20 protein-coding genes are annotated in these 22,055 nt (G+C 71.5%); 11 read left to right on the top strand and 9 right to left on the bottom strand.

The window, feature by feature from the left end:
* The first annotated feature begins 2 nt into the window (after window positions 1–2).
* On the top strand, window positions 3–764 hold the full coding sequence (locus ACSHXN_RS31935) for an SDR family oxidoreductase (RefSeq protein WP_438304603.1): 762 nt from the start codon (window positions 3–5) through the stop codon (window positions 762–764).
* A gap of 14 nt (window positions 765–778) precedes the next feature.
* The gene (locus tag ACSHXN_RS31930; protein WP_438304601.1) at window positions 779–1,804 is read left to right on the top strand and encodes an L-idonate 5-dehydrogenase; all 1,026 of its coding nucleotides are present in this window, start codon (window positions 779–781) and stop codon (window positions 1,802–1,804) included.
* 18 nt (window positions 1,805–1,822) lie between these two features.
* Here ACSHXN_RS31930 and ACSHXN_RS31925 read toward each other — a convergent pair whose 3' ends face one another.
* From ACSHXN_RS31925 to ACSHXN_RS31905, 5 genes are all read right to left on the bottom strand, one after another.
* Complete coding sequence (locus ACSHXN_RS31925) at window positions 1,823–2,446, bottom strand: cytochrome b/b6 domain-containing protein (protein ID WP_355801110.1); 624 nt, start codon at window positions 2,444–2,446, stop codon at window positions 1,823–1,825.
* On the bottom strand, window positions 2,430–3,203 hold the full coding sequence (locus tag ACSHXN_RS31920) for a molybdopterin-dependent oxidoreductase (RefSeq protein WP_355132563.1): 774 nt from the start codon (window positions 3,201–3,203) through the stop codon (window positions 2,430–2,432). The genes ACSHXN_RS31925 and ACSHXN_RS31920 overlap by 17 nt, the downstream gene beginning before the upstream one ends.
* Before the next feature lie 115 nt (window positions 3,204–3,318).
* A complete protein-coding gene (locus ACSHXN_RS31915) occupies window positions 3,319–4,863 on the bottom strand; it encodes an APC family permease (protein ID WP_355132562.1) in 1,545 nt (514 codons plus the stop codon).
* Between the two features lie 61 nt (window positions 4,864–4,924).
* Window positions 4,925–5,878, bottom strand: coding sequence for a hypothetical protein (locus ACSHXN_RS31910; RefSeq protein WP_355801114.1), 954 nt, complete (start codon window positions 5,876–5,878; stop codon window positions 4,925–4,927).
* A 209-nt stretch (window positions 5,879–6,087) separates the two neighbouring features.
* Complete coding sequence (locus ACSHXN_RS31905; RefSeq protein ID WP_355132560.1) at window positions 6,088–7,743, bottom strand: FAD-binding dehydrogenase; 1,656 nt, start codon at window positions 7,741–7,743, stop codon at window positions 6,088–6,090.
* A gap of 239 nt (window positions 7,744–7,982) precedes the next feature.
* On the opposite strand from ACSHXN_RS31905, the gene ACSHXN_RS31900 reads away from it, so the two are divergent.
* From ACSHXN_RS31900 to ACSHXN_RS31870, 7 genes are all read left to right on the top strand, one after another.
* Window positions 7,983–8,876, top strand: coding sequence for a DMT family transporter (locus ACSHXN_RS31900; RefSeq protein ID WP_355132559.1), 894 nt, complete (start codon window positions 7,983–7,985; stop codon window positions 8,874–8,876).
* Window positions 8,877–8,948: 72 nt separating this feature from the next.
* On the top strand, window positions 8,949–9,467 hold the full coding sequence (locus tag ACSHXN_RS31895; RefSeq protein ID WP_355132558.1) for an NUDIX hydrolase: 519 nt from the start codon (window positions 8,949–8,951) through the stop codon (window positions 9,465–9,467).
* 61 nt (window positions 9,468–9,528) lie between these two features.
* Complete coding sequence (locus ACSHXN_RS31890; RefSeq protein WP_355132557.1) at window positions 9,529–9,921, top strand: YidH family protein; 393 nt, start codon at window positions 9,529–9,531, stop codon at window positions 9,919–9,921.
* The gene (locus ACSHXN_RS31885) at window positions 9,918–10,241 is read left to right on the top strand and encodes a DUF202 domain-containing protein (protein ID WP_356110636.1); all 324 of its coding nucleotides are present in this window, start codon (window positions 9,918–9,920) and stop codon (window positions 10,239–10,241) included. The genes ACSHXN_RS31890 and ACSHXN_RS31885 overlap by 4 nt, the downstream gene beginning before the upstream one ends.
* A gap of 111 nt (window positions 10,242–10,352) precedes the next feature.
* Window positions 10,353–10,652: a hypothetical protein gene (locus tag ACSHXN_RS31880; protein WP_355132555.1), complete on the top strand. Its 300-nt coding sequence runs from the start codon at window positions 10,353–10,355 to the stop codon at window positions 10,650–10,652.
* Between the two features lie 168 nt (window positions 10,653–10,820).
* Window positions 10,821–11,843 (top strand): phosphotransferase family protein, encoded by a 1,023-nt coding sequence (locus ACSHXN_RS31875; RefSeq protein ID WP_355801124.1) that lies wholly within the window; start codon window positions 10,821–10,823, stop codon window positions 11,841–11,843.
* A 6-nt stretch (window positions 11,844–11,849) separates the two neighbouring features.
* Window positions 11,850–13,064 carry an acyl-CoA dehydrogenase family protein gene (locus ACSHXN_RS31870; protein WP_438304596.1) on the top strand — a complete coding sequence of 405 codons (1,215 nt, stop codon included), beginning with the start codon at window positions 11,850–11,852 and terminating at the stop codon, window positions 13,062–13,064.
* A 55-nt stretch (window positions 13,065–13,119) separates the two neighbouring features.
* Here the strand turns inward: ACSHXN_RS31870 and ACSHXN_RS31865 are convergent, their stop codons facing one another.
* Genes ACSHXN_RS31865 through ACSHXN_RS31855 form a run of 3 tightly spaced genes read right to left on the bottom strand, consistent with a single transcriptional unit; the run spans window position 13,120 to window position 16,159 of the window.
* On the bottom strand, window positions 13,120–13,713 hold the full coding sequence (locus ACSHXN_RS31865) for a TetR/AcrR family transcriptional regulator (protein WP_220294685.1): 594 nt from the start codon (window positions 13,711–13,713) through the stop codon (window positions 13,120–13,122).
* A 41-nt stretch (window positions 13,714–13,754) separates the two neighbouring features.
* Complete coding sequence (locus tag ACSHXN_RS31860; protein ID WP_438304592.1) at window positions 13,755–15,398, bottom strand: class I adenylate-forming enzyme family protein; 1,644 nt, start codon at window positions 15,396–15,398, stop codon at window positions 13,755–13,757.
* Window positions 15,395–16,159: an SDR family oxidoreductase gene (locus ACSHXN_RS31855; protein WP_355132551.1), complete on the bottom strand. Its 765-nt coding sequence runs from the start codon at window positions 16,157–16,159 to the stop codon at window positions 15,395–15,397. Before ACSHXN_RS31855 ends, ACSHXN_RS31860 begins: the two co-directional genes overlap by 4 nt.
* A gap of 187 nt (window positions 16,160–16,346) precedes the next feature.
* Here ACSHXN_RS31855 and ACSHXN_RS31850 point away from each other — a divergent pair, with 187 nt between their 5' ends.
* Both ACSHXN_RS31850 and ACSHXN_RS31845 read left to right on the top strand, forming a co-directional pair.
* Complete coding sequence (locus ACSHXN_RS31850) at window positions 16,347–17,591, top strand: exo-beta-N-acetylmuramidase NamZ family protein (RefSeq protein ID WP_438304589.1); 1,245 nt, start codon at window positions 16,347–16,349, stop codon at window positions 17,589–17,591.
* A 79-nt stretch (window positions 17,592–17,670) separates the two neighbouring features.
* Window positions 17,671–19,035, top strand: a complete 1,365-nt coding sequence (locus ACSHXN_RS31845) for a serine-threonine protein kinase (protein WP_438304587.1) — start codon at window positions 17,671–17,673, stop codon at window positions 19,033–19,035.
* An 18-nt stretch (window positions 19,036–19,053) separates the two neighbouring features.
* On the opposite strand, the gene ACSHXN_RS31840 is transcribed toward ACSHXN_RS31845, so the two are convergent.
* Window positions 19,054–21,843: a penicillin acylase family protein gene (locus ACSHXN_RS31840; protein WP_355132548.1), complete on the bottom strand. Its 2,790-nt coding sequence runs from the start codon at window positions 21,841–21,843 to the stop codon at window positions 19,054–19,056.
* Between the last annotated feature and the right edge of the window lie 212 nt (window positions 21,844–22,055).

Here is a 22,055-nt window from a genome sequence, read left to right as displayed (position 1 = left end):
CGATGACGGCTCACCCCCTCTTCGACATCGGCGGCCGTACGGCGCTGGTGACCGGTTCCAGCCGCGGCATCGGTCTCGCCCTGGCCCGCGGCCTCGCCGAGGCGGGCTGCACGGTCGTCCTGAACGGACGGGACGCCGGGCGCCTCGCCGAGGCGGCGGCGGCACTGCCCGGTGACGTCCACACGGCCGTGTTCGACGTCACCGACGGCGCCTCGGTGGCCGCCGGTGTCGCGGACGTCGAGGAGCGGGTGGGCCCGCTCGACATCCTGGTCAACAATGCGGGCATGCAACTGCGGGCGCCCCTGCTGGAGTTCACCGACTCCGACTGGCACCGGATCCTGGACACCAATCTCACCAGCGCGTTCCTGGTCGGCCGTGAAGCCGCCCGGCGGATGACACGACGCGGCCACGGCAAGATCATCAACATCTGCTCGTTGCAGAGCGAGGTGGTCCGCCCCGGCATCGCACCGTACGCGGCGACCAAGGGCGCGCTGAAGATGCTCACCAAGGGCATGTGCGCGGACTGGGGACCGCACGGCGTGCACGTCAACGGACTCGGCCCCGGGTACATCGAGACCGAGCTGACCCGGCCGCTGGTCGAGGACGAGGAGTTCAGCGCCTGGGTGCGGCGGCGCACCCCGGCCGGCCGCTGGGGGCGCACGGAGGACCTGGTGGGCGGTGTGCTGTTCCTCGCCTCTGCGGCGGCGGACTTCATCGGCGGACAGGTGCTGTACGTCGACGGCGGTATGACGAGCGTGCTGTGAAGGAGGGCCGGGAGATGCTCGGTTGTGTGATCCACGGTCGGGGCGACCTCCGCGTGGACGAGCTGCCGGTTCCGGAGCCCGGCCCGGGGCAGGCGCTGGTGGCCGTCCGCTTCGGCGGTGTGTGCGGTTCGGACCTGCACTACTGGCGGCACGGCGGGGTCGGCGACTTCCGGCTCAGGGAGCCGATGCTGCTCGGGCACGAGGTGGTGGGCACGGTCGTCTCCTACGGCCCGGGGGCGTCGGGCCCGGCCGTCGGCAGCGCCATCGCGGTGCATCCGGCCACGCCCTGCGGAGTGTGCCCGGAGTGCGCGGACGGCCGCAGCAACGTGTGCCGGGACACCCGCTATCTCGGCAGCGCGGCCCGTTTCCCGCACGTCCAGGGCGGGTTCGCGGCCCGGGTGGCCGTGCCCGCCGGCCAGTTGAGACAGGTTCCGGCGGGCCTCGGACTGCGCCGGGCGGCACTCGCCGAACCGCTGGCCGTGGCGATGCACGCGGTACGGCGGGCCGGTCCGGTGGCGGGACGGCATGTGCTGGTCACGGGAGCCGGACCGATCGGCTGCCTGGTGGTGGCCGCCGCGAAGGCGGCGGGCGCGGCGGAGGTCACGGCCACCGACCTGCTGCCCCGGGCACTGCGGTTCGCCGCGGCTGCGGGCGCCGGAACGCTCGTACGGGCGGACGACCCCGGCGACCCCGGGTGGCCCGCCGAAGTCGACGTGGCCGTCGAGGCCTCCGGGGTCGCCGCCGGGCTCGGCACCTGTCTGCGGCTGGTGCGGCGGGGCGGGGTCGTGGTGCAGCTCGGCATGCTGCCGTCCGGACCGAGCCCGTTCGCGGGGAACCTGGTGGTGAGCCGGGAGCTCGAGCTGCGCGGGGCGTTCCGCTTCGATACGGAGTTCGACCGCGCGCTCGAACTGCTGGTGACGGAACCGGCCTTCGACGCCCTGGTCAGCGCGGTGGTGCCGGCCACCGAGGCCGAGTCGGCGTTCGCCCTGGCGGCCGACCGGAGCCGGTCCTGCAAGGTGCTGCTGGACTTCGGCTCCTGACCCCGGCAGCCATGCCGGTCACGGCCGCCACAGGGGGTGCTCCCGCTCCACCCACTCCCGGCTGACCTCCCCCGTTCTCAGCCCCCTGCGCGCCTCGGGGTCGCCGAGGGCCATACCGATGTGCCCGGCGAGGACCACGCCGATCGTCAGGGCGAGCCAGTCGTGGACGAAGGTCGCGGAGGTGCGCCACATCAGCGGGGTGAGGCGGGTGAACCACATGAGCAGGCCCGTGCCGAGCATCACCAGTGTCGCGCCCGCGATCCAGGCCGCGTACGTCTTCTGCCCCGCGTTGAACTTGGCCGCGGGACGCGATGCACGGCGGTGGTCCCGGCGCAGCACCGCGCGCAGCCAGATCCGGTCGTGCGGACCCCAGCGGTTGAGATGGCCGAGATCCTTGCGGAAGGACCGGGAGACGAGGCCCGCCAGGACCGGGACCGGGAGCAGCAGGCCCGCCCACTCGTGGATCCTCACCACCAGTTCGCGGCGGCCCACCAGCTCCGCGAGCGCAGGGATGTACAGACAGGCCGCCGTGGCCACACATACGCCCATCAGCGCGGCCGCCGCGCGGTGCACCCATTTCTCGCCGCGGCTGAAGCGGCGCACCCGCGTGGACCGGGCCGGGGCCTCAACCGGTGGGTGCATCGTCACGTCCGTTCGACCGGCCGACCCACGCGTCCACGTCGTACCCGCGCTCCTCCCAGTAGCCGGGGCGCACTCCGCGGGTCACGGTGATGCCGGAGAGCCATTTGGCCGATTTGTAGAAGTACATGGGCGCGACATACAGGCGCACCGGGCCGCCGTGGTTGTGGCCGACCGGTTTGTCCTGCATCTTCAGGGCGACCAGGACATCGCTCCGGCGTGCCTGGTCGAGGGTGAGGCTCTCGGTGTACGCCCCGTCGAAGCAGGTGAAGCGGACCGCGCCGGCGGACGGATCGACGCCCGCGGCGTCCAGCAGCGTGGACAGCCGTACCCCCTCGAAGGGTGTCTTCGGCACCCGCCAGCCCGTGACGCACTGGACGTCGTGCACAAGCCGGGTCTGCGGCAGGGCGCGCAGGTCGGCGAGCGTGTACGTCGCCGGACGGTCGACCATGCCGTCGAGAGTGAGCCGGTAGTTCGTGTCGTCCTTGCGGGGGACGGAGGCCGTCACCGAGTAGTAGCGGAAGCCGCCGCCGTTGGGCAGCAGCCCGGTCAGGCCCGTCGGGTCCTTTCCGGAGACGCCGCCGAGGAAGGCCTCGAGGCCGCGCTGGAGCGTGGGCGCGGCGACCACGCCGAGCGCGCCGAGCCCCAGGGTGCCCAGCAGGACCCGGCGGCCGACGGGACTGCCGTCCGCCCGGTCGTCCGGCGCCGTCGGCTCCGCCGGCTCGGGGGTGTCCCTCTCTTCGGGTCGTTCAGAGTTCACACAACGATTCGAGCACCCCGCACCCCCTTCAGGCCAGGGGTGCCGGGTGCCCGTCAGAATTCCGTCATCTCTTCTTACCCGCTTCTCATGAACCGGGTCCTCGCTCGGGTCCGGGTCAGGTCGCCGACTCCGCCGCCTTGTCCAGCTGGAACGCCTCGTTGCCGAGGCCGATGCGGGCGTGCGCCTGCGGTCTGCGGGAGCGCATCAGCAGGCCCTGGACGAGGCCGACCACCAGGGCCACGCCGATGATCGACGGCAGCAGCCAGGCGAGCACGGAGTCCGGGCCGCTGCCGACCAGGACGTCGAAGTCCTTGACCGTGTAGCCGACGATGACCAGCAGCGCCAGACCGGCCACCGCGGAGGTGACGAGCCGCCAGGCCTGTGCGCCCGCGGACCCGCGGCGCGCGAAGAAGACGATCACCGAGGCGGAGGCTCCCACCATCAGCAGGGTGACACCGAGCGCGCCGACGCTGCCGAACCAGGTGAACAGGCGCAGCACGGGCGCGGTCGGATCGCCGGTCGGCTTGTCGTCGGCCGCCGCGAAGGCGATCACGGCCACCGCGGACACCACGCTCTGCAGCAGCGACCCCGTGCCCGGGGCCCCGCTTGTGCCCGTCGTGCGCCCGAAGACGGCCGGCAGCAGTCCCTCGCGGCCCATCGCGAAGGCGTACCGGGCGACGACGTTGTGGAAGCTGAGCAGCGCGGCGAACATGCCGGTCACGAACAGCACATGCAGCACATCGGTGAAGGAGTGGCCGAGGAGGGACTCGGTCAGCCAGAACAGCAGGCCCGCGCTCTGCTTCTGTGCGGCCGGGACGATCGCGGAGGGCCCCGCGGCGATCGTCAGCGCCCAGGAGCTGACGGCGAAGAAGACGGAGACGAAGCCGATCGCGAAGAACATCACTCGGGGCACCAGGACGTGCGGGCGGCTGGTCTCCTCGGCGTAGACAGGCGCCTGTTCGAAGCCGGTGAAGGCGGCGATGCAGAAGCACAGCGCGGTACCCACGCCGGCGCCGGTGAGCGTGTCCGGGTTGAAGGCATGCAGCGACAGCCCTTCCTTGGCGGGGTCGCCCACCGCCGCCACGTCGAAGATGACGACGAGTGCGACCTCGATCAGCAGCAGCACGCCGAGCACACGCGCGTTGACGTCGATCTTCAGCCAGCCCAGCGCACCGACGACGAGAACGGCGGCCAGCGCCGGTATCCACCAGGCGACCTGGACATGCAGATAGGTGCCGAACAGGCCGGAGACCTCGAAGCCGAAGATGCCGTAGATCCCGAACTGCAGGGTGCTGTAGGCGACGAGCGCGACCACCGCCGCGGCCGCGCCCGCCGTGCCGCCGAGTCCGCGGGAGATGTAGGCGTAGAAGGCGCCCGCGTTGTGGACGTGACGGCTCATCTCCGCGTACCCGAAGGAGAACAGCGCCAGCACCACGCCGAGGATCACGAAGAGCAGCGGCAGGCCGACGATGCCCATCACCCCGAATGTGGTGGGCATGACACCCGCGACCACCATGAGGGGTGCGGTCGCGGCCAGCACGGACAGCAGCAGTCCCGCCGTGCCGAGCCGGTCGGCGCGCAGCGCGCGCTCCTGCCCCTTGAAGGTGCTGATGGCGCCGCCGTCGGCGGCGGCCGGTCTGCTCGAACTGCCGGTCGTCATCTCGCGGTTGTCCTTTCGGGTCGGGTGAGCGGGACTTTCGGATCGTTCCGGCGGGGGGCCGTCACACCGCACCGAGCGCCCAGGCGCACGCGGTACGGAAGGCCGGGTAGGGGTCGCGGTCCGGGTACGACCACGGCGCGGGGGTCGCATACGGTCCGATGCGGTGGAAGAGGGCCGCGGCCTCGGCGCCACGTCCCTCGCAGTACTTTGCGTGCGCCAGGAAGTTGAGGTCGACATGACGACGCGGGTGGTCCTCGCGCTCCCACTCCAGCCACCAGTCGAACGCGGCCTTCATCACCTGCCGGGCCCGCCGCCCCACCCAGTGCCCCGAGGCGGCGGGATCGGCGGACTCGATGCCGGCGGCGGCGAGCACGCGGTACCGCTCGGCGTGCGCGACGACCGGGAGGATGGCGAGCGGCGAGTCGGCGGGGGCCTGTTCGGCGGCCCAGTTGGCGAAGTCGTACACCTCGTGCAGCGGGTCCTGGCCGGCGTCGGCCCGGCGCTCGGCGAGCCGGGCGATCATCAGATGATGCGCGTGATGGTGGTCGGGGTAGCGCGCGCGGACCTCGTCGAAGAGGCGGACCACCTCCTCCTCGGTGCCGAGCGACCGCTCGAGGATCAGCCGGCCGAGCCAGGGCGTGGGGTCCTCGGGGGCCAGCGCGGCCGCCGCCAGACAGGCCTCGCGTGCCGCGTCGGGGCGATCCCTGCCGTCCAGCGCCCGGTACACCAGGGCATGGGCGGCGAGGACGGACGCGCAGGAGGAGTCCGGTTCGGCGAGTTGCCACTCGCGCGCCCAGCCGAGGGCGGTGGACTCCTGCGCGAGCACGGTGACGCGATGACCGCGACGGTCCCAGTCGTCGCCGGTGACGGCGAGCAGGGAGCGGACCGCGGCCCAACGCCCCCGTACGAGGGAGGCCCGCGCGGTGACGAGCTCGGTGTCGTCGAGCGCGGCGTCGAAGGCATGGGCCGCGCGCTTCCGGCCGCGACCGAACGACGGTGGAGGTGGGGGTGGCACCGCGGGAATTCCTCACAGAACGCGGCTCGTCAAGGCTTAATCACGCGCAGTAAACCCCGCGCCAACGGTTTGCGTCAAGGGCGAATCGACACCGATCCGGACACCAACTGACCGAAAGGCCAAGCGGGTTGACGGCCGGGCGGCCGGCGGAGGCGGCACCGCGCCGGGCGCCGCCTCCGGCCTCGCCGCGAAGGCGGCCGACGTCCGAGCTATCCGACCGCCTTGGCCGCCGCACGGCCGGCGGTACGGCCCGAGAACAGGCAGCCGCCGAGGAACGTGCCCTCGAGGGAGCGGTAACCGTGCACCCCGCCACCGCCGAAGCCGGCCGCCTCCCCGGCCGCGTACACACCCGCCAGCGCGTCACCGCCCTCGGTCAGCACCCGCGAGGAGAGATCGGTCTCCAGGCCGCCGAGCGTCTTGCGGGTCAGGATGTTCAGACGCACCGCGATCAACGGGCCCGCCTTGGGGTCGAGGATGCGGTGCGGCGCGGCCGTACGGATCAGCCGGTCGCCGATGAACCTGCGGGCGCCGCGTATCGCCGTCACCTGCAGGTCCTTGGTGAAGGGGTTCACGATCTCCCGGTCGCGCGCGACGATCTCGCGGCGCAGTGCGCCCTCGTCGATGAGCGGTTCCCCGGCCAGCGCGTTCATGCCGCGCACCAGCGCCCCCAGGTCCTTCTCGACGACGAAGTCGGCGCCGTTGTCCATGAACGCCTTGACCGGCCCCGGCACGTCCGCGCGGGCCCGCCCGATCACGTCCCTGACCGACTTGCCGGTGAGATCGGGGTTCTGCTCGGAGCCGGAGAGCGCGAACTCCTTGCCGATGATCTTCTGGTCGAGCACGAACCATGTGTGGTCGTACCCGGTCCTCATGATGTGCTCGAGCGTGCCCAGGGTGTCGAAACCGGGGAAGAGCGGTACCGGCAGACGCCGGCCGCGGGCGTCGAGCCAGAGGGAGGAGGGGCCCGGCAGGATGCGGATGCCGTGGTTGTCCCAGACGGGGTTCCAGTTGTGCAGTCCCTCGGTGTAGTGCCACATGCGGTCGCGGTTGATCAGCCGGGCACCGGCCTTCTCCGCGATGCCGAGCAGCTTCCCGTCGACGTGCGCGGGCACGCCGGCGACCATGCGCTCCGGCGGGGTGCCAAGGCGCTCCGGCCAGTTGGCACGCACCAGCTCGTGGTTGCCGCCGATGCCGCCACTGGTGACGATCACGGCCTGGGCGCGGTACTCGAAGGCGCCGGTGACGGTGCGGGTGCTGGCCTTGCCCCGCTCCACGTCCGACGGCTCCAGAACCTCGCCGGTGACGGTGTCGACGGCACCCGCGCTGCGCGCGAGGCCGGTGACACGGTGCCGGAACTTCAGTTCGACCAGCCCGCGCGCGACCCCCGCCCGTACCCGCCGCACGAACGGTTCGATCACACCCGGGCCCGTCCCCCAGGTGATGTGGAAGCGGGGCACGGAGTTGCCGTGCCCGGTGGCGTCGTAGCCGCCGCGTTCGGCCCAGCCGACGACCGGGAAGAAGCGCATGCCCTGGCCGTGCAGCCAGGCCCGCTTCTCACCGGCCGCGAAGTCGACGTACGCCTCCGCCCACTTGCGTGGCCAGTGGTCCTCGGGGCGGTCGAAGGCGGCCGTGCCCATCCAGTCCTGGAGGGCGAGGGCGTGGCTGTCCCTGATCCTCAGGCGGCGCTGCTCCGGGGAGTCGACGAAGAAGAGACCGCCGAACGACCAGAACGCCTGGCCGCCCATCGACTGCTCCGGCTCCTGGTCGAGGAGGATCACCTTCCGGCCGGCGTCCACCAGTTCCGCGGTGGCCGCCAGCCCGGCGAGGCCTGCCCCGATCACGATGACATCAGCGTCGTAGGCCATGCGCCCGTCCTCTCACGGTGACTACCGGTCGGTACGTTGTTGCTGACGGGCCAGATCCTTGGCCAGATGGGTGAGTGAGTCAACCGGGTGACGACGGGTACTCGATGCCGCCCCGACCGGCCGCTTCGCGGACGGGGCCCGACAAGGAGAAGTGGCCAAGCGCGGGCAGGGCACAGCGGCGAGCGCTACAGTCGGCGTGATACGCCTCCCGTGACTCCGCCGAATCATCGAGGTAAAGCGTGTCGGTACTGGTTCTGGCTCTCGCCGTGAGCGCAGCGTTCTGCCTGGGCACCGGGTTCGTGCTGCAGCAGAGCGCCGCCCAGCAGGCACCGTTGAGCGACTTCCTCTCGCCGCGGCTGCTGCTGGACCTGATGAGGATGCCGCGCTGGCTCGGCGGCATCGGTCTGATGGTGGCCGGCATGATCCTCAGCGCCGTCGCACTGGCCCACGGGGAGATCTCTCTGGTCGAGCCGCTGGTGGCCACGAACCTGCTGTTCGCCCTCGCCGAGTCCCGGCGGCAGACCAAGCAGCCCCTCGGCCGCCAGGGCTGGTCCGGCCTCCTGCTGCTGGCCGGCGGTGTCTCCGCGTTCATCGTGGCCGGTCAGCCCAAGGCGGGCAACGCGGTCACGGATCCCCTGCGGCACTGGCTGATCATCGGTGTGGTGGTGGGCGTCGCGCTCGTCCTGACGACGTACGCGAAGAAGTCGCGGCTGATCATCGGGCCCGTACTGCTGGGACTCGCGGCCGGACTGCTCTACGGGGTGCAGGACGCGCTCACCCGGGTCAGCGGGCAGCGGCTCACCGAGGGCGGCTGGACCGAGTTCATCACGGGCTGGCAGCCGTACGGCGTGCTGGTGCTCGGGGTGACGGGGCTGATCCTGGTGCAGAGCGCGTTCGAGACGGCGCCGCTGCGGATGTCGCTGCCGGCGCTCACCGCCGCTCAGCCGCTGGCCGGGATCCTGTGCGGGGTGGGCTTCCTCGGAGACCGGCTGCACACGGACACGGGGGCACTGGCCTGGGAGGCGGCCGGGCTCGGGGCGATCGTCTTCGGCATCGTGCTGCTCGGCCTTCACCCGGCCCTGCCGCGGGGACTGGGAGAGCCGGAGCGGGAGAAGGACCTGCAGCCGCGGTGAGCGGGCGGGGCGCAGGTCCGGCGACCCGCGGCCGGCGGTGCCCCACAGGGCCGGTGCTGCTTGGATGGGCCCATGAGTGCCGCTGACGAACTCCTCGACATCGTGGACGAGAACGACCGGGTCGTCGGGCAGTCGCCGCGCGGGGAGGCGTATGCGCGGGGACTGCGTCACCGGTGCGTGTTCATCCAGGCCCGGGACGCCGAGGGCCGCCTCTTCGTGCACCGCCGCACCTCCACCAAACTGGTGTTCCCGTCCCTGTACGACATGTTCGTCGGCGGGGTCGTCGGCGCGGGAGAGAGCTACGACGACGCCGCCCTGCGCGAGGCGGAGGAGGAACTCGGCGTCAGCGGTCTGCCCCGGCCCGAACCGGTCCTGAGGTTCCTGTACGACGGCGGCGCCGGCCGGTCCTGGTGGTCGTCGGTCTACCGGGTCCGCTGCGACCTGCCCGTCAGCCCGCAGGTCGAGGAGGTCGCCTGGCACGCCTTCCTCCCCGAGGACGAGGTGGAGCGCCGCCTGTCCGAATGGAAGTGGGTCCCGGACGGGCTCGCCGCCTACGAACGGCTCAGGGCGCACCGGCACACCGAGCACTGATCCGCCGTCCCGCCCCCGGGCCCTGCGCGAGGTCCGCGCACAGCCCGGTAGGGTCCTCCACGTGAGCGAATTCGTACGGAACGTCCGGCTGTGGTTCGCGCCTCAGGAGGTCCGGGAGGAAGGCCGTACGCCCGACTATCGATTCTCGCTGGCCAACGAGCGCACCTTTCTCGCCTGGCTGCGCACCGCCCTGGCGCTCATCGGCGGGGGCTTCGCCGTGGACCAGTTCCTGCCGGATCTGCGCTGGGCCTGGCGCGTCGGGCTCGCCCTCGCGCTGCTGGCCGCGGGGGTCCTGTGCTCCCTGCGCGCCATCAACCACTGGGTGCGCTGCGAGCGGGCGATGCGGCGCGGCGAGGACCTTCCCACGTCCCGTTTCCCGGCCCTGCTGAGCATCGTGATCGCCGTGGTCGCCGTGGTGATGGTCGTGGTCGTCCTCGTCGGCTGGGAAGGATGAGCACCCCGGCCGGGGACCGCGACCCGGGCCTCCAGCCGGAGCGGACCCGGCTCGCCTGGCGGCGCACCACCCTGTCGGGCACCGTGGCCGCCGTACTCGCCGCGAAGGCGGCGCTGCACACCGGGAAAGGGGCCGGCCTCGCCGCCGTCGCCGTCAGCAGTCTGCTCTGGCTGGGCTTCCTGGCCCTTGCCCACCTGCGCATTCACACCCTGGCGACGGCGGCCCCGGGGCGGCCGCCGCGTCTCACGGCGCGCCACGCCGCCGGCGCGACCCTCTGCACGATCGCCCTCGCGGTGTGCGCGCTGGCACTGCTGTTCTGACGCGCTCGGGGCACCATGACACAAACATCGCGAATGTCCCGGAATTGCACCGCTTTGTCCGGTTAGCCTGAGCCGTCACTGCACAACACCCTCCCTGCGAAGGCGAGCACCATGAGCACCCTCCACCGGGAACACTCCGGACACGACCACGGCCACGGCCCGGCCTGCGGCCACGAGGCCGTGCCGCACGGTGACCACGTCGACTACGCACACGACGGCCATCTGCACCGCGAGCACGGCGGCCACTGGGACGAGTGCGAGCCGGGCGGGCATGTCACCCACGCCGGCGACCACGAGCACCGGCACGGCGAGGGCTGCGGCCATCGCGCGGTCCAGCACGGCGACCACGTCGACTACCTGCACGACGGCCACCGGCACGCCGGGCACGAGGGGCACTGGGACGACCACTGACCCCGCCCCGTCGTATACCGGCCGCGGCGGGCGGCCGTGACAGCGGGAACCCTCCGGCGCCACCATGACACCGTGGCGCCGATCACGTTCGCTCCGCGCACTGGACGACATACCGACCGGTCGGCATCATGATTCAGGTCCTGTTTGCCGCGCACTGGAGGAGCAACGATGAGTCCAGACCACCCGCCGGGTCTCGATCTCGACCGGCTGAGCGGCCTGCTCGACGCCGAGCGGCCCGGCCTGGTCACCGGCCCGCTGACGGGGCGGCTGATCGAGGGCGGGCGGTCGAACCTCACCTATGCCGTCTCGGACGGTACCTCCCGGTGGGTCGTACGGCGCCCCCCGCTCGGGCACGTCCTGGCCACGGCGCACGACATGAAGCGCGAGCACCGGGTGATCAGCGCGCTGCACCCGACCGCCGTGCCGGTGCCCCGCACCGTCCTGCTGTGCGAGGACGAGTCGGTACTGGGCGCCCCCTTCTACGTGATGGACTTCGTCGAGGGCACCCCGTACCGCACCGCGGGGCAACTGGTGCCGCTCGGCCCGCAGCGCACCCGGGAGGCGGTCCTGGGTCTGGTGGACACACTGGTCGAGCTGCACGCCGTGGACCCGGCCGGGGTGGGCCTCGCGGACTTCGGCCGCCCGGAAGGGTTCCTGGACCGTCAGCTGCGGCGCTGGGGGAAGCAGCTGGACGCCTCCCGCAACCGCGAGCTGCCCGGCATCGACGAGCTGCACGCGGCACTCGGCCGTGAACTGCCCGTCTCCCCCGCGGCCACGGTGATCCACGGCGACTACCGGCTGGACAACGTGCTGCTCGGCGACGACGACCGGATCACCGCCGTCCTGGACTGGGAGATGTCGACGCTCGGCGACCCGCTGACCGACGTGGGCCTGCTGGTGATGTACAGCGTGCCCCTCGGCACACCCCACTCCCCCGTCTCCACCACCGCCGAGGCCGCCGGTCATCCCGAGCCGGCGGAGCTGATCGAGCGGTACGCCCGGCTCTCGGGGCGGGACCTCGCCGCCGTCTCCTGGTACACGGCGTTCGCCTGGTTCAAGCTCGCGGTGATCCTCGAGGGCATCCACTACCGCTACACCCTCGGCCAGACGGTCGGGCCGGGCTTCGACCGCATCGGCGGACTGGTGCCCGTCTTCATCGAGCACGGCCTGACCACTCTTCAGGAAGGCTGATCCGCCATGGACTTCGCATTCGACGCCCGCACCGAGGAGCTGCGGGCCAGGCTGCTCGCCTTCATGGACGAGTACGTCTACCCGGCGGAGGCCGTCGCCCACGAGCAGCGCGAGCGGCTGGCCTCGCCGTGGGACACCCCCGCGATCGTGGAGGAGCTCAAGGCGGAGGCCCGCAGGCGGGGGCTGTGGAACCTGTTCCTGCCCGACTCCGAGTACGGCGCCGGGCTCACCAACCTCCAGTACGCCCCGCTCGCCGAGATCACCGGCCGCTCCCCGCAGCTGGCGCCCACCGCGCTGAACTGCGCGGCGCCCGACACGGGCAACATGGAGGTGCTCGCGCAGTTCGCCGACGAGCGGCAGAAGAAGCAGTGGCTCGAGCCCCTCCTCGCCGGTGAGATCCGCTCGGCGTTCGCGATGACCGAGCCCGAGGTGGCCTCCTCGGACGCCACGAACATCACCACGCACATCGAGCGGGACGGCAACGAGTACGTCATCACGGGCCGCAAGTGGTACATCTCCGGGGCGATGAACCCGGACTGCAGGATCTTCATCGTGATGGGCAAGACGAACCCTGACGGACCCGACATCCGCCGTCAGCAGTCCATGGTGCTGGTCCCGCGCGACACCCCGGGCGTCACGGTCAAGCGGGCGATGCAGGTCTTCGGCTACGAGGACCACTACCACGGCGGGCACGCCGAAGTGGTCTTCGACCACGCGCGTGTGCCGGCCTCGAACCTGATCGGCGAGGAGGGCGGCGGCTTCGCCATCGCCCAGGCCCGCCTCGGTCCGGGCCGTATCCACCACTGCATGCGGCTGATCGGCATGGCCGAGCGGGCGATCGAGCTGATGTGCAGGCGCGCCGTCTCCCGCGCGGCGTTCGGCAAGGCGCTGGCCCAGCAGGGCGTGGTGCACAACTGGATCGCGGACGCGCGCGTGGCCGTCGAGCAGATGCGGCTGCTCGTCCTGAAGACGGCCTGGATGATGGACACGGTCGGCAACAGGGGCGCCCACACCGAGATCCAGGCCATCAAGATCGCCACCCCGCGCACCGTCGTCGGTATCATCGACAAAGCGATACAGCTGCACGGCGCGGGCGGTGTGAGCCAGGACTTCCCGCTGGCCGAGCTGTACGCGGGCGCACGCACCCTGATGATCGCGGACGGCCCGGACGAGGTGCATCAGCGGTCGCTGGCGCGCCGGGAGCTGAAGAAGTACCTGTGAGGCATGGCTGGGGGCGGACGCCGCGGCGTCCGCCCCCAGCCATGTGCGCCGTCGGCTACGGCCGCAGCGCCCGCAGCAGCAGGTCCGCCAGATGGTCGGCGACCTGCTGGGGGCTGAGCGGGCCGTTCGGCCGGTACCACGTCGACAGGTGGTGCACCGAGCCGAAGTGGTAGTCGACGACCAGGTCGGCGGGCGTCGCGTCGGAGAACACGCCCTCCTTCTGGCCCTCCTCGATCAGCGCACGGAAGCGCTCGTGGTAGCGCCGCCGCTCGGCGCGCACCTGCTTGTTCTTCTCCGGGCTCAGATGGTGCATGGACCGGAAGAAGATCATCGCGTCGTCGAGGTTCTCGATCGTGGTGACGACGACGTCGGCGGCGGCGTCCCGAAGGCGCTTCTCGACCGGCTCGTCGGCGTCCGCGAAGGCGTCCAGGCGCTCCTGCTGGACGCGCAGCACGCGTGCGTACACCTCGTGCAGCAGATCGTCCTTGGACCCGAAGTAGTGGTACAGCGCCCCCTTGGTGACACCGGCCGCCTCGACGATCTCCTGCACGGACGTGCGGTCGTACCCCTGGCCGGCGAAAAGCCGGGTGGCGGCGGCCAGGAGCCGCTGCGGGACGGGTGTGCCGTCCCCGTCCGTCGTTCTGGGCACTGCGGCCACCTGCCTTTCCGTGATGTCCGCCGGCTCGTTCGCTAGCGGGAACGCAGTTCCCGACGGAGGATCTTCCCACTCGCCGTCTTCGGCAGCTCGGGCAGGATCTCCACCTGACGCGGATATTTGTAAGCGGCCAGTCTCTCCTTGCAGTAGGCCGCGAGCGCATCCGGGTCCGCCTCGGAGCCCGGCCTGAGGCTGATGTAGGCCTTGACGGTCTCCCCGCGGTACCCGTCCGGCACCCCGACGACGGCCGCCTCGCGCACCGCCGGATGCGTGTACAGGACGTCCTCGACCTCGCGCGGCCACACCTTGAACCCGGAGGCGTTGATCATGTCCTTCTTGCGGTCGACGACGTACAGCCAGCCCTGCTCGTCCATGAATCCGATGTCGCCGGTGCGCAGCTCGCCCTCCGGGAACGTCTCGGCGGTGGCCTCGCCGCGTCGCCAGTAGCCGGGCACGACCTGCGGCCCTCGTACGACGATCTCGCCCTGCTCGCCGAACGGCAACTCCTCTCCCCGGTCGTCGAGGATGCGCACGACCGTGTCGGGACCGGGCACGCCCACGGCGAGCGTCCCGGAGACCGGGTCCACGGGTGCCTCCCGGCCGGGCGGCACGGAGGCGCAGGGGGCGGTGCACTCGGTGAGGCCGTAGCCGTTGCGGATGTACGGCCCGAAGCCGGCGCGGAACTTCTCCACCAGGGCCGGCGGCAGCGGGGCCCCGCCCGAGGAGATGACCTGGAACGAGGAGAAGTGGTCCGGCGTCACGGCCGGGTGCGCGGTCAGAGCCATGAAGGCGGTCGACGGACCGACGGTGTAGTGGGGCCGGTGCTCGGCGAACGCGTCCAGGACGACGCCCGGCTCGAAGCGGTAGGCGAGGACGAGCGTGCCCCCGCTGGTGAGACAGGCGACCAGTTCGCAGACCATGCCCGTGATGTGGAACAGGGGTGCCAGCGCGAAGTAGACCGGCGCCTCGGGCAGCCCCAGGCCCGTCCGCTGCCGCTCGGCGTTGTACATGATGTTGCCGTGCGTGTTGGTGGCGCCCTTGGGGGTGCCGCTGGTGCCCGAGGTGTAGCTGATCAGCGCGATGTCCGACGGGCCCGGGGCGCGGCCTTCGGGGGCCTTCGCGCCCTGCCCGGCGACGGTGACCAGGTCGTCGGCGTCGGCGGCCGGCTCCAGCCGTTCGAAGGTCAGCACACGCGCGTCGCAGCGGGTCTGCAGATCCAGCTCGCAGGCGGTGAGCACGATCCGGACGGACGAGCCGACGGCCGTCTCGCGCAGATACGACTCCCAGGCGCGGTCGGAGCACACCAGGGCGACCGCCTCCGAGTCCCTCAGGACGTGGGTGACCTCGCCCGACTTGTACATCGGGTTGACGGGCACGACGATCGCGCCCGCCTTCCAGGCGCCGAGCAGGGCGAGCACGAAGTGCGGGGAGTTCTGCAGCAGGATCGCGACCCGGTCGCCGCGCTCCAGGCCCCGGGCGGCGAGGTGCCCGGCGACGGAGTCGGAGAGCGCTTCCAGTTCGGCGTAGGTGATGCGCCCGTCGAAGTAGGACAGGGCGGTGCGGTCGGCGGGGGCACCGCGCAGCGCGTGCAGCAGGGAGTCGGCGGGGCGGACAGGCGCTCGCTGGGCCTCGTCGAGCAGGTCGAGCCAGGGCTTGGCGGCGTATCGGGACGTGCTCATCGGGCGGCCTCCCACTTCTGCTGGATGTGGTTCATACCCGCCAGCCAACGGTCCGGCTCGGCGGCGCGCGCCCGGTAGTACCCGGCCACCTCGGGGTGCGGGAGGATCAGGAACCGGTTGTTCTCGATGCCCTCGAAGAGTGCGTCGGCGACGTCCTCGGGGTCGATCGCGGTCGGGGTGAGCACCAGCTCACCGGCGCTGCCTGAGGCGGTCAGCATGTCGGTGCGGACACCCTGGGGACAGATCGCGTGGACCTTGACGCCGCGGTGCCGGTAGGTCAGCGAGAGCCACTCGGCGAAAGCGTACGCCCCGTGCTTGGTGACGCTGTACGGCGCGGCGCCGATCATGGTGAGCAGTCCGGCGGCCGAGACGGTGGAGACGAACCGGCCCTCGCCCCGCTCCAGCCAGTCGGGCAGCAGGGCGCGGGCGGCACGGACATGGGCCATGACGTTGAGGTCCCAGGCCTGCGCCCACACCTCCTCGTCGGCGGCCTCGGTGCCGCCGGAGCCGGCGCCCGCGTTGGCGCAGTAGACGTCCACCGTGCCGCCGAGGGCGTCCCGTGCCGCGGCCACGATCGCGGATGCGTCGCCGGGGACCGCGGTGCCGCCGATCTCGTCGGCGACGGCCTTCGCCCGGTCGGCGTCCAGGTCGTTGACGACGACGCGGGCACCCTCGGCGGCGAACCGGCGGGCCAGCGCCGCCCCGATGCCACCTCCCGCTCCGGTGACGACCACTCCCGCATCCTGCACGGCTTCCACCATCGGTCTCCTTCGACACGACGCGAATCGGCTCTGCGAACGCCAGACTAACCAGTCGGTATGTAATGCGGGAAGAGGCGCAGGCTATGCCCCGGGTCACGGATCCGGCCGGTCCGTTTCCTTCCGCGGCCCCGGATGGCGCATTAGCTTGTGTGACCATGGGAATTCCGTCGATCACGGAGGTCACCGCATGAGGCTGTCCAGACGAGGGCTGCTGGCCGCGACCGCGGCGGCCGTGGCGCTCCCCGCGCCCGCCGCGTCCGCCGCGACCGCCACCGGGGGCGGGCGGCGGACCCGTACCGGCTTCGAACGCCTCGAGGCGGACGGCTACGCGTTGCTGGACGGCCGGCGGGTCGGAATCGTCACCAACCCCACCGGGGTGACCAGAGACGTGCGTCACATCGTCGACGTGATGCACGCCGACCCCCGGGTGAACCTGGTGGCGGTCTTCGGACCCGAACACGGTTTCCGCGGCACCGCGCAGGCGGGTGGCTCGGAGGGGCGTTACGACGACCCGGCGACCGGACTGCCCGTCTACGACACGTACCTCAAGAGCGGCAAGGCGCTGGCGGACATCTTCACCGCGTCCGGCGTGGACACGATCGTCTTCGACATCCAGGACGCGGGTGCCCGCTTCTACACCTACATCTGGACGCTGTACGACTGCATGGAGGCGGCGCAGCTCGCGGGCAAGCGGTTCGTGGTCCTGGACCGGCCGAACCCGGTGACCGGGCGGTCCGCCCAGGGACCGGTCCTGCACAAGGAGTTCGCCACGTTCGTGGGACGGCAGCCGATCTCCCAGGCGCACGGCATGACGGTGGCGGAGCTGGCGCGGCTGTTCAACGGGGAGTTCCTCGCCACCCCGGTCGCACTGGAGACCGTCCTGATGACGGGCTGGAAGCGGTCGGACTTCTTCGACGCCTCCGGCCTGCCCTGGGTGCCGCCCAGCCCGAACATGCCGACCCCCGACACCGCGCTGGTCTACTCGGGGACCTGCCTCTTCGAGGGCACGAACCTGTCCGAGGGGCGCGGCAGCACCCGTCCCTTCGAACTCCTCGGCGCCGAGGGGATCGACGGGCAGTGGGCGGCCGAGGCGGAGCGACTGGATCTGCCCGGTGTGCACTTCCGGGAGGCGTACTTCGCCCCCACCTTCTCCAAGTTCCAGGGGAAGACCGTGGGAGGGCTGCAGATCCATGTCCACGACCGGACCGCGTACGACCCCGTCCGCACCGGCGTCGCACTGCTCGTGACCGCGAAGAAGGTGTGGAGCGGCTTCGCCTGGCGGCCCGACAACTGGATCGACACGCTGACCGGATCCACCCGGGTGCGCACGATGATCGACGCGGGAGCGACGGCCGACGAGGTGGTGGCCGCCTGGCAGGACGAGCTGGCCGCGTTCCGGCGGGTCCGCAAGGGGTATCTCGTGTACCGCTGAGGCGCGGCCTCTGGCCAACCTCCCCCGCCGGCAGGACGATGCGCCCACAGCGCACTCGACCTCGGGGAGGGGGCCCTTCATGGCGGCACCGGTGATCGGCGTGAGCCCCTACTGGGAGCTGACCTTCGACGCGGACGGTGACGGGGACGAGCCGGAGCAGAACCGGCTGCTCGCGGACGTGTCCCGGGGCGACGTGCGGGACCTGCTGGTCTTCGCGCACGGCTGGAACAACGAGCGCACCGGCGCCACGCGGCTCTACGGCCGCTTCTTCGCGCCGGTGCCCTCGCTCGCGCCGAAGGCACGCCTCGGATACGTGGGCGTGATCTGGCCGTCGATGATGTTCGCGGACGAACCGGTCCCGGACTTCCCGCCGTCGGCGGCCGCCGCCGTGCCGGTTCCCCCGCGGCCCCGATTGGACAAGAACAGCAGGCGCGCCCTGCTGGAGGTGTTCCCCGGCCGCGCGACCGTGGTGGAGCAGCTCGCGCGGCTGCTGGAGCAGCACCCGGACGACGGCCCCGCGCTCGAGGAGTTCGGGCGACTGGTACGGCTGCTCGTGGAGGTGCGGTCGCAGGGCCCTCAGGCGTCGTGCGCGGCGGACCTGCTGGTGGCGCAGGCGTCCGATGCCGAGCCGGGGATGCTGACCCTGGACACGGCGCAGGTGTGCCGGGACTTCGCGCGGGCGCTGGAACGGGTGGAGTCGGGCGAGGGGGAGGCTCCCGGGACCGCGGCGTTCTCGTTCACACCGAAGGGTCTGTGGGACGGGGCGCACGAACTGCTGCGGCAGGCCACGTACTACGCGATGAAACGGCGCGCGGGCGCGGTCGGGGAGCACGGCCTCGGACCGGTGCTCGGACGGCTGGCCCGGGCCGCGCCGGATGTGCGCGTGCATCTGGTGGGGCACAGCTTCGGCGGGCGGCTGGTCTCCTTCGCCTTGCGCGGACTGCCGGAGGGCGTGCGCACGGTGAAATCCGTGACGCTCCTCCAAGGGGCCTTCTCCCACTACGCCTTCGCAGCGCGGCTGCCCGACGCCCCGCACACCGAGGGCGCCCTCAGCGGGCGGCAGCACCGCATCGACGGTCCCCTGGTGTGCTGTCACTCCCGCTTCGACTCGGCGCTCGGCACGCTGTATCCGCTGGCGTCGCGGATGGCCGGCGACGACCGCTCGCTGACCCGCGGGGCCCCGGGGGCCGCCGAGGGGTTCGGCATCGGCCGCGTACTGGGGGCGAAATGGGGGGCGATGGGGCACGACGGGGTGCAGGCGGTGGACGGTACCCCGGGGTTCACGCTCGCCGAGGCGCTGGGGAGGAGGCTGCCGGCCTCCGGCTGTGTCAACGTCGACGTGTCCGCCGTCGTCTGCCACGGCGGCCCGCCCTCCGGCGCCCACAGCGACATCGTCCACCGGGAACTGGCCCAGGTGGTGCTGGCGGCGGGCCGGGTGAGCTGACCCGCCGCCCTGGTTCACCTACCGGTGCGACGTGAACTCCACCACTTGCTGGTACGTCGGCCGGTTCTGCCAGCTGATGCTGCCGTGCTTGATGCCGCCGAGGGCGCGCTGGACGATCGAGTCGGCGCACCACTGGTCACCCGCCGAGCACTGGTCGTCACCGGGGTACACCTGTGACGCGGTCGTCCCGGCGGCCTGCTTCAGCGTGCCGGTCAGGACGTCGCGGCAGGCCCCGAGGTCGCCGCCGCCGCAGTACTTCTGCGTCAACGGGCCCTGGACCGGCTCACCGAGCACCGCCCGGATGTCCTTGTCGACATAACTCCACCAGCCGTACTGGAAGGAGCTTCCGGCGTGCGATCCGGTCGGGCCGTGCGCGGCCGACGGCGACTCGTCGACCGGCAGGTTGGCGGTGAAGGCCGTGTACAGGTCGCTGCCGAGCCCCGGCTCGAACTCGGCCTTCACCAGCAGCGGCCACCAGGCGTCCAGGATGCGGATCGCGTCGGCGTCCGCGTACTTCTTCGAACCGGCCGAGGTCTCGGTGCGCCTCGCGCCCGCGGACACCCATGCGGACAGCTTGCCCACCGCCGCCGCGGTCGTCGGGTCGGTCACCGTCGAACTGTTCACGACCTTCAGCAGATCGGGCAGCACGTCCTCGGCGCGCAGATCCGCCAGAGCGGCGTCCGCCATCGCCTTGACCAGGGACGACCGGGTCACGCCGCCCGCCGCGACGAGCTTCTTCACCCGGTCCTCCAGCAGATTGCCGCGATGGACCGAGCCGTCGCCCCAGGGAGCGGTCGTGTAGTCCTTGGCCTGCTTGTTGTTCCAGGAGATGTAGTAGTCCTGGTCGATGGATTCGGGGTGCTGGGCGGGCGGCGTGTAGGCGGCCGTGTTCGTCGCCGGATCCCAGTTCCGCCACTCGTACGCCGGCTGCGCCCACACCGGGAACTCGGCGTCGACGCCGGCCGCCCGCACCGGGTTGTCACCGCTGTTGTAGTACGCGGTGTGCCGGGAGTCGGCGTAGAACCAGTTGAAGGTGAAGTTGATGTGCTGCGCCGCGCTCTGGAAGTCCTCCGGTCCCTTGACGTAGTCGGGGTCGTTGAGCATCTGGAAGCCGATGATCGAGTCGGCCTCGTGCAGATAGGACGAGCGCAGGGTGGTGTACGCGACCTTCTTGCCGCCGACCGTGGCGCGGTACTGCACCGGCCCGTACTTCGTGCGCCAGACCCGCATCGTGTAGGAGCCGGCCGCGGTTCCGTCGGCGACGGTCGGTGACCACGCGTTCTTCTGCTCGACCTTGTCCATGGCCGTGCAGGTGCCGTGGTACAGGTAGTGGTAGTCGTCCTGGCACAGCTCGACCGCGTAGGTGTCGATGATGTCCTGGCCCGAGGTCGTTGCGCTCCACGAGTAGTCCTGGCCGCGGCCCAGTTCGACGTACATGCTCAGGCCCGCGAAGGAGGCGCCGCGGGCGCTGATGCCCGGGCCCTGGATCTCCTGGAGCATGAGCAGCTGGGGCGCGAAGTAGCCGGTCTGCGGCCCGAACACGGCGACGGGGTGACCGCTCGCGGTGTACTTGCCGCTGACCACGAGCGCGTTGGACATGCCGCGTTTGGCGGAGGTCAGTGCGGTGGCGGCCGCGGTCTTCGAGGCTCGGGCGGCACCGGAGGTGGCGGCGCTGCCCGTGCGGTCGTGGACGAGCGGCTCCTCGGCCACCGAACCGGCGTCGGGCAGTGCCTCGCCCTGCGGGTCGTCGGGCTTCGACGCGTAGGGGAAGCTCTCACCGTTGTGCACGGTGAGCACGGCCTCGGGATCGTTGCGCTCGCGGAAGGACTCCCAGACCTCGGTGCCCTGCTCCACTCCGTACTTGGACTGGGCGGCCAGCAGGGAGATCGCGTTGCTGACCTCGCCCCCGCCTCCCGAGCCGAAGAGCGAGCCGACGACGGAGGCGAGCGCGACCATGTCGGTGACCTTGAAGTGGTCGATGGTGCCGGCGTTGGTGATGGAGTCCTTGTGCCCGGTCAGGACGTACTCACCGGGGAAGTAGCGACCGCTGTCGGAGGCGTCGATGTAGGCGTTGATCCCGTCCAGGTAGGCGCCCACGTCGGCGAGGGCCTGCCGGCCGCGGTCGCCGGCGGAGGCCACCGCGTGGTCGATCTGGGCCTGCAGGTCTGCCTCGGTGTAGGGCGCGTTGCGCCAGAACTCCTGCTCCAGGCCCTGGTTGGCGGCGGCGCCGCCCGCGAACGAGGTCAGCTGTCCGCGTCCGACGTGCCGGAAGACGTCCATCAGCCACAGCCGGTCCTCGGCGGCGGCATAACCGGCACCGAACTCGGTGCCGTATCGAGTGGTACCGGTGATGTGCGGCACGCCCGTCTTCTTGTCCCGGACGATCGTCACATCGCCGCGGCCCGCGGGCTTCTCGCTGGAGGCGACCTGATCGGAGGGCACGCCGAACGACGCGTCGTTGAAGAACGAGTTGATCTTCGCGTCGGTCAGCGTGGAACGGCCGGTGGCCAGGCCCGCATAGGGGCCGAGTTGGTCCTCGGCGTGACTGGGCTGGATACCGAAGGCCTGGTTGAGCAGGATCTGGGCGAGCGTCGCGTTGCCGTTCTCACCCGGCGGGAGGATGTCCGAGCACTGACCGCCGCAGTGGTCGGCGACGGCCGCCGCCGCGCTGTCGGCCGCGGCCGCCTGGGAGATCGGCGAGAAAAGACCGCCCACGAGAATGCATATCGCGGCGGTCTTGAGGAACTTCGGAAATCTGCGAGGAGTTCTCAGTCTGTCGAGGACGTTGCGTGGGGTGCGCCGTGGCATGGCAGCTCCTCCCGACGATGGGGTCCTCCCTCTGCTCGAGCGGAACCGGGAGCGCGGGAGGGGGTGGGCAGACGTTACCGCCGGTACCCCCGCGATTGAAGGTGAACATGCGTCACTTTTCAACTGGTCGTCAGGTGGTTTTTGGAGGTCGGGAAAAATCGGATGGAGCCGAATCGCCTGTCGACACGTCTATTCGGCGACGTCCGTACAAC

It is taken from the genome of Streptomyces sp. HUAS TT11, assembly GCF_051553595.1.
Taxonomy (GTDB): domain Bacteria; phylum Actinomycetota; class Actinomycetes; order Streptomycetales; family Streptomycetaceae; genus Streptomyces.
The sequence above is the reverse complement of the archived record's forward strand: the minus strand, read 5'-3'. Positions and strand labels throughout refer to the sequence as shown.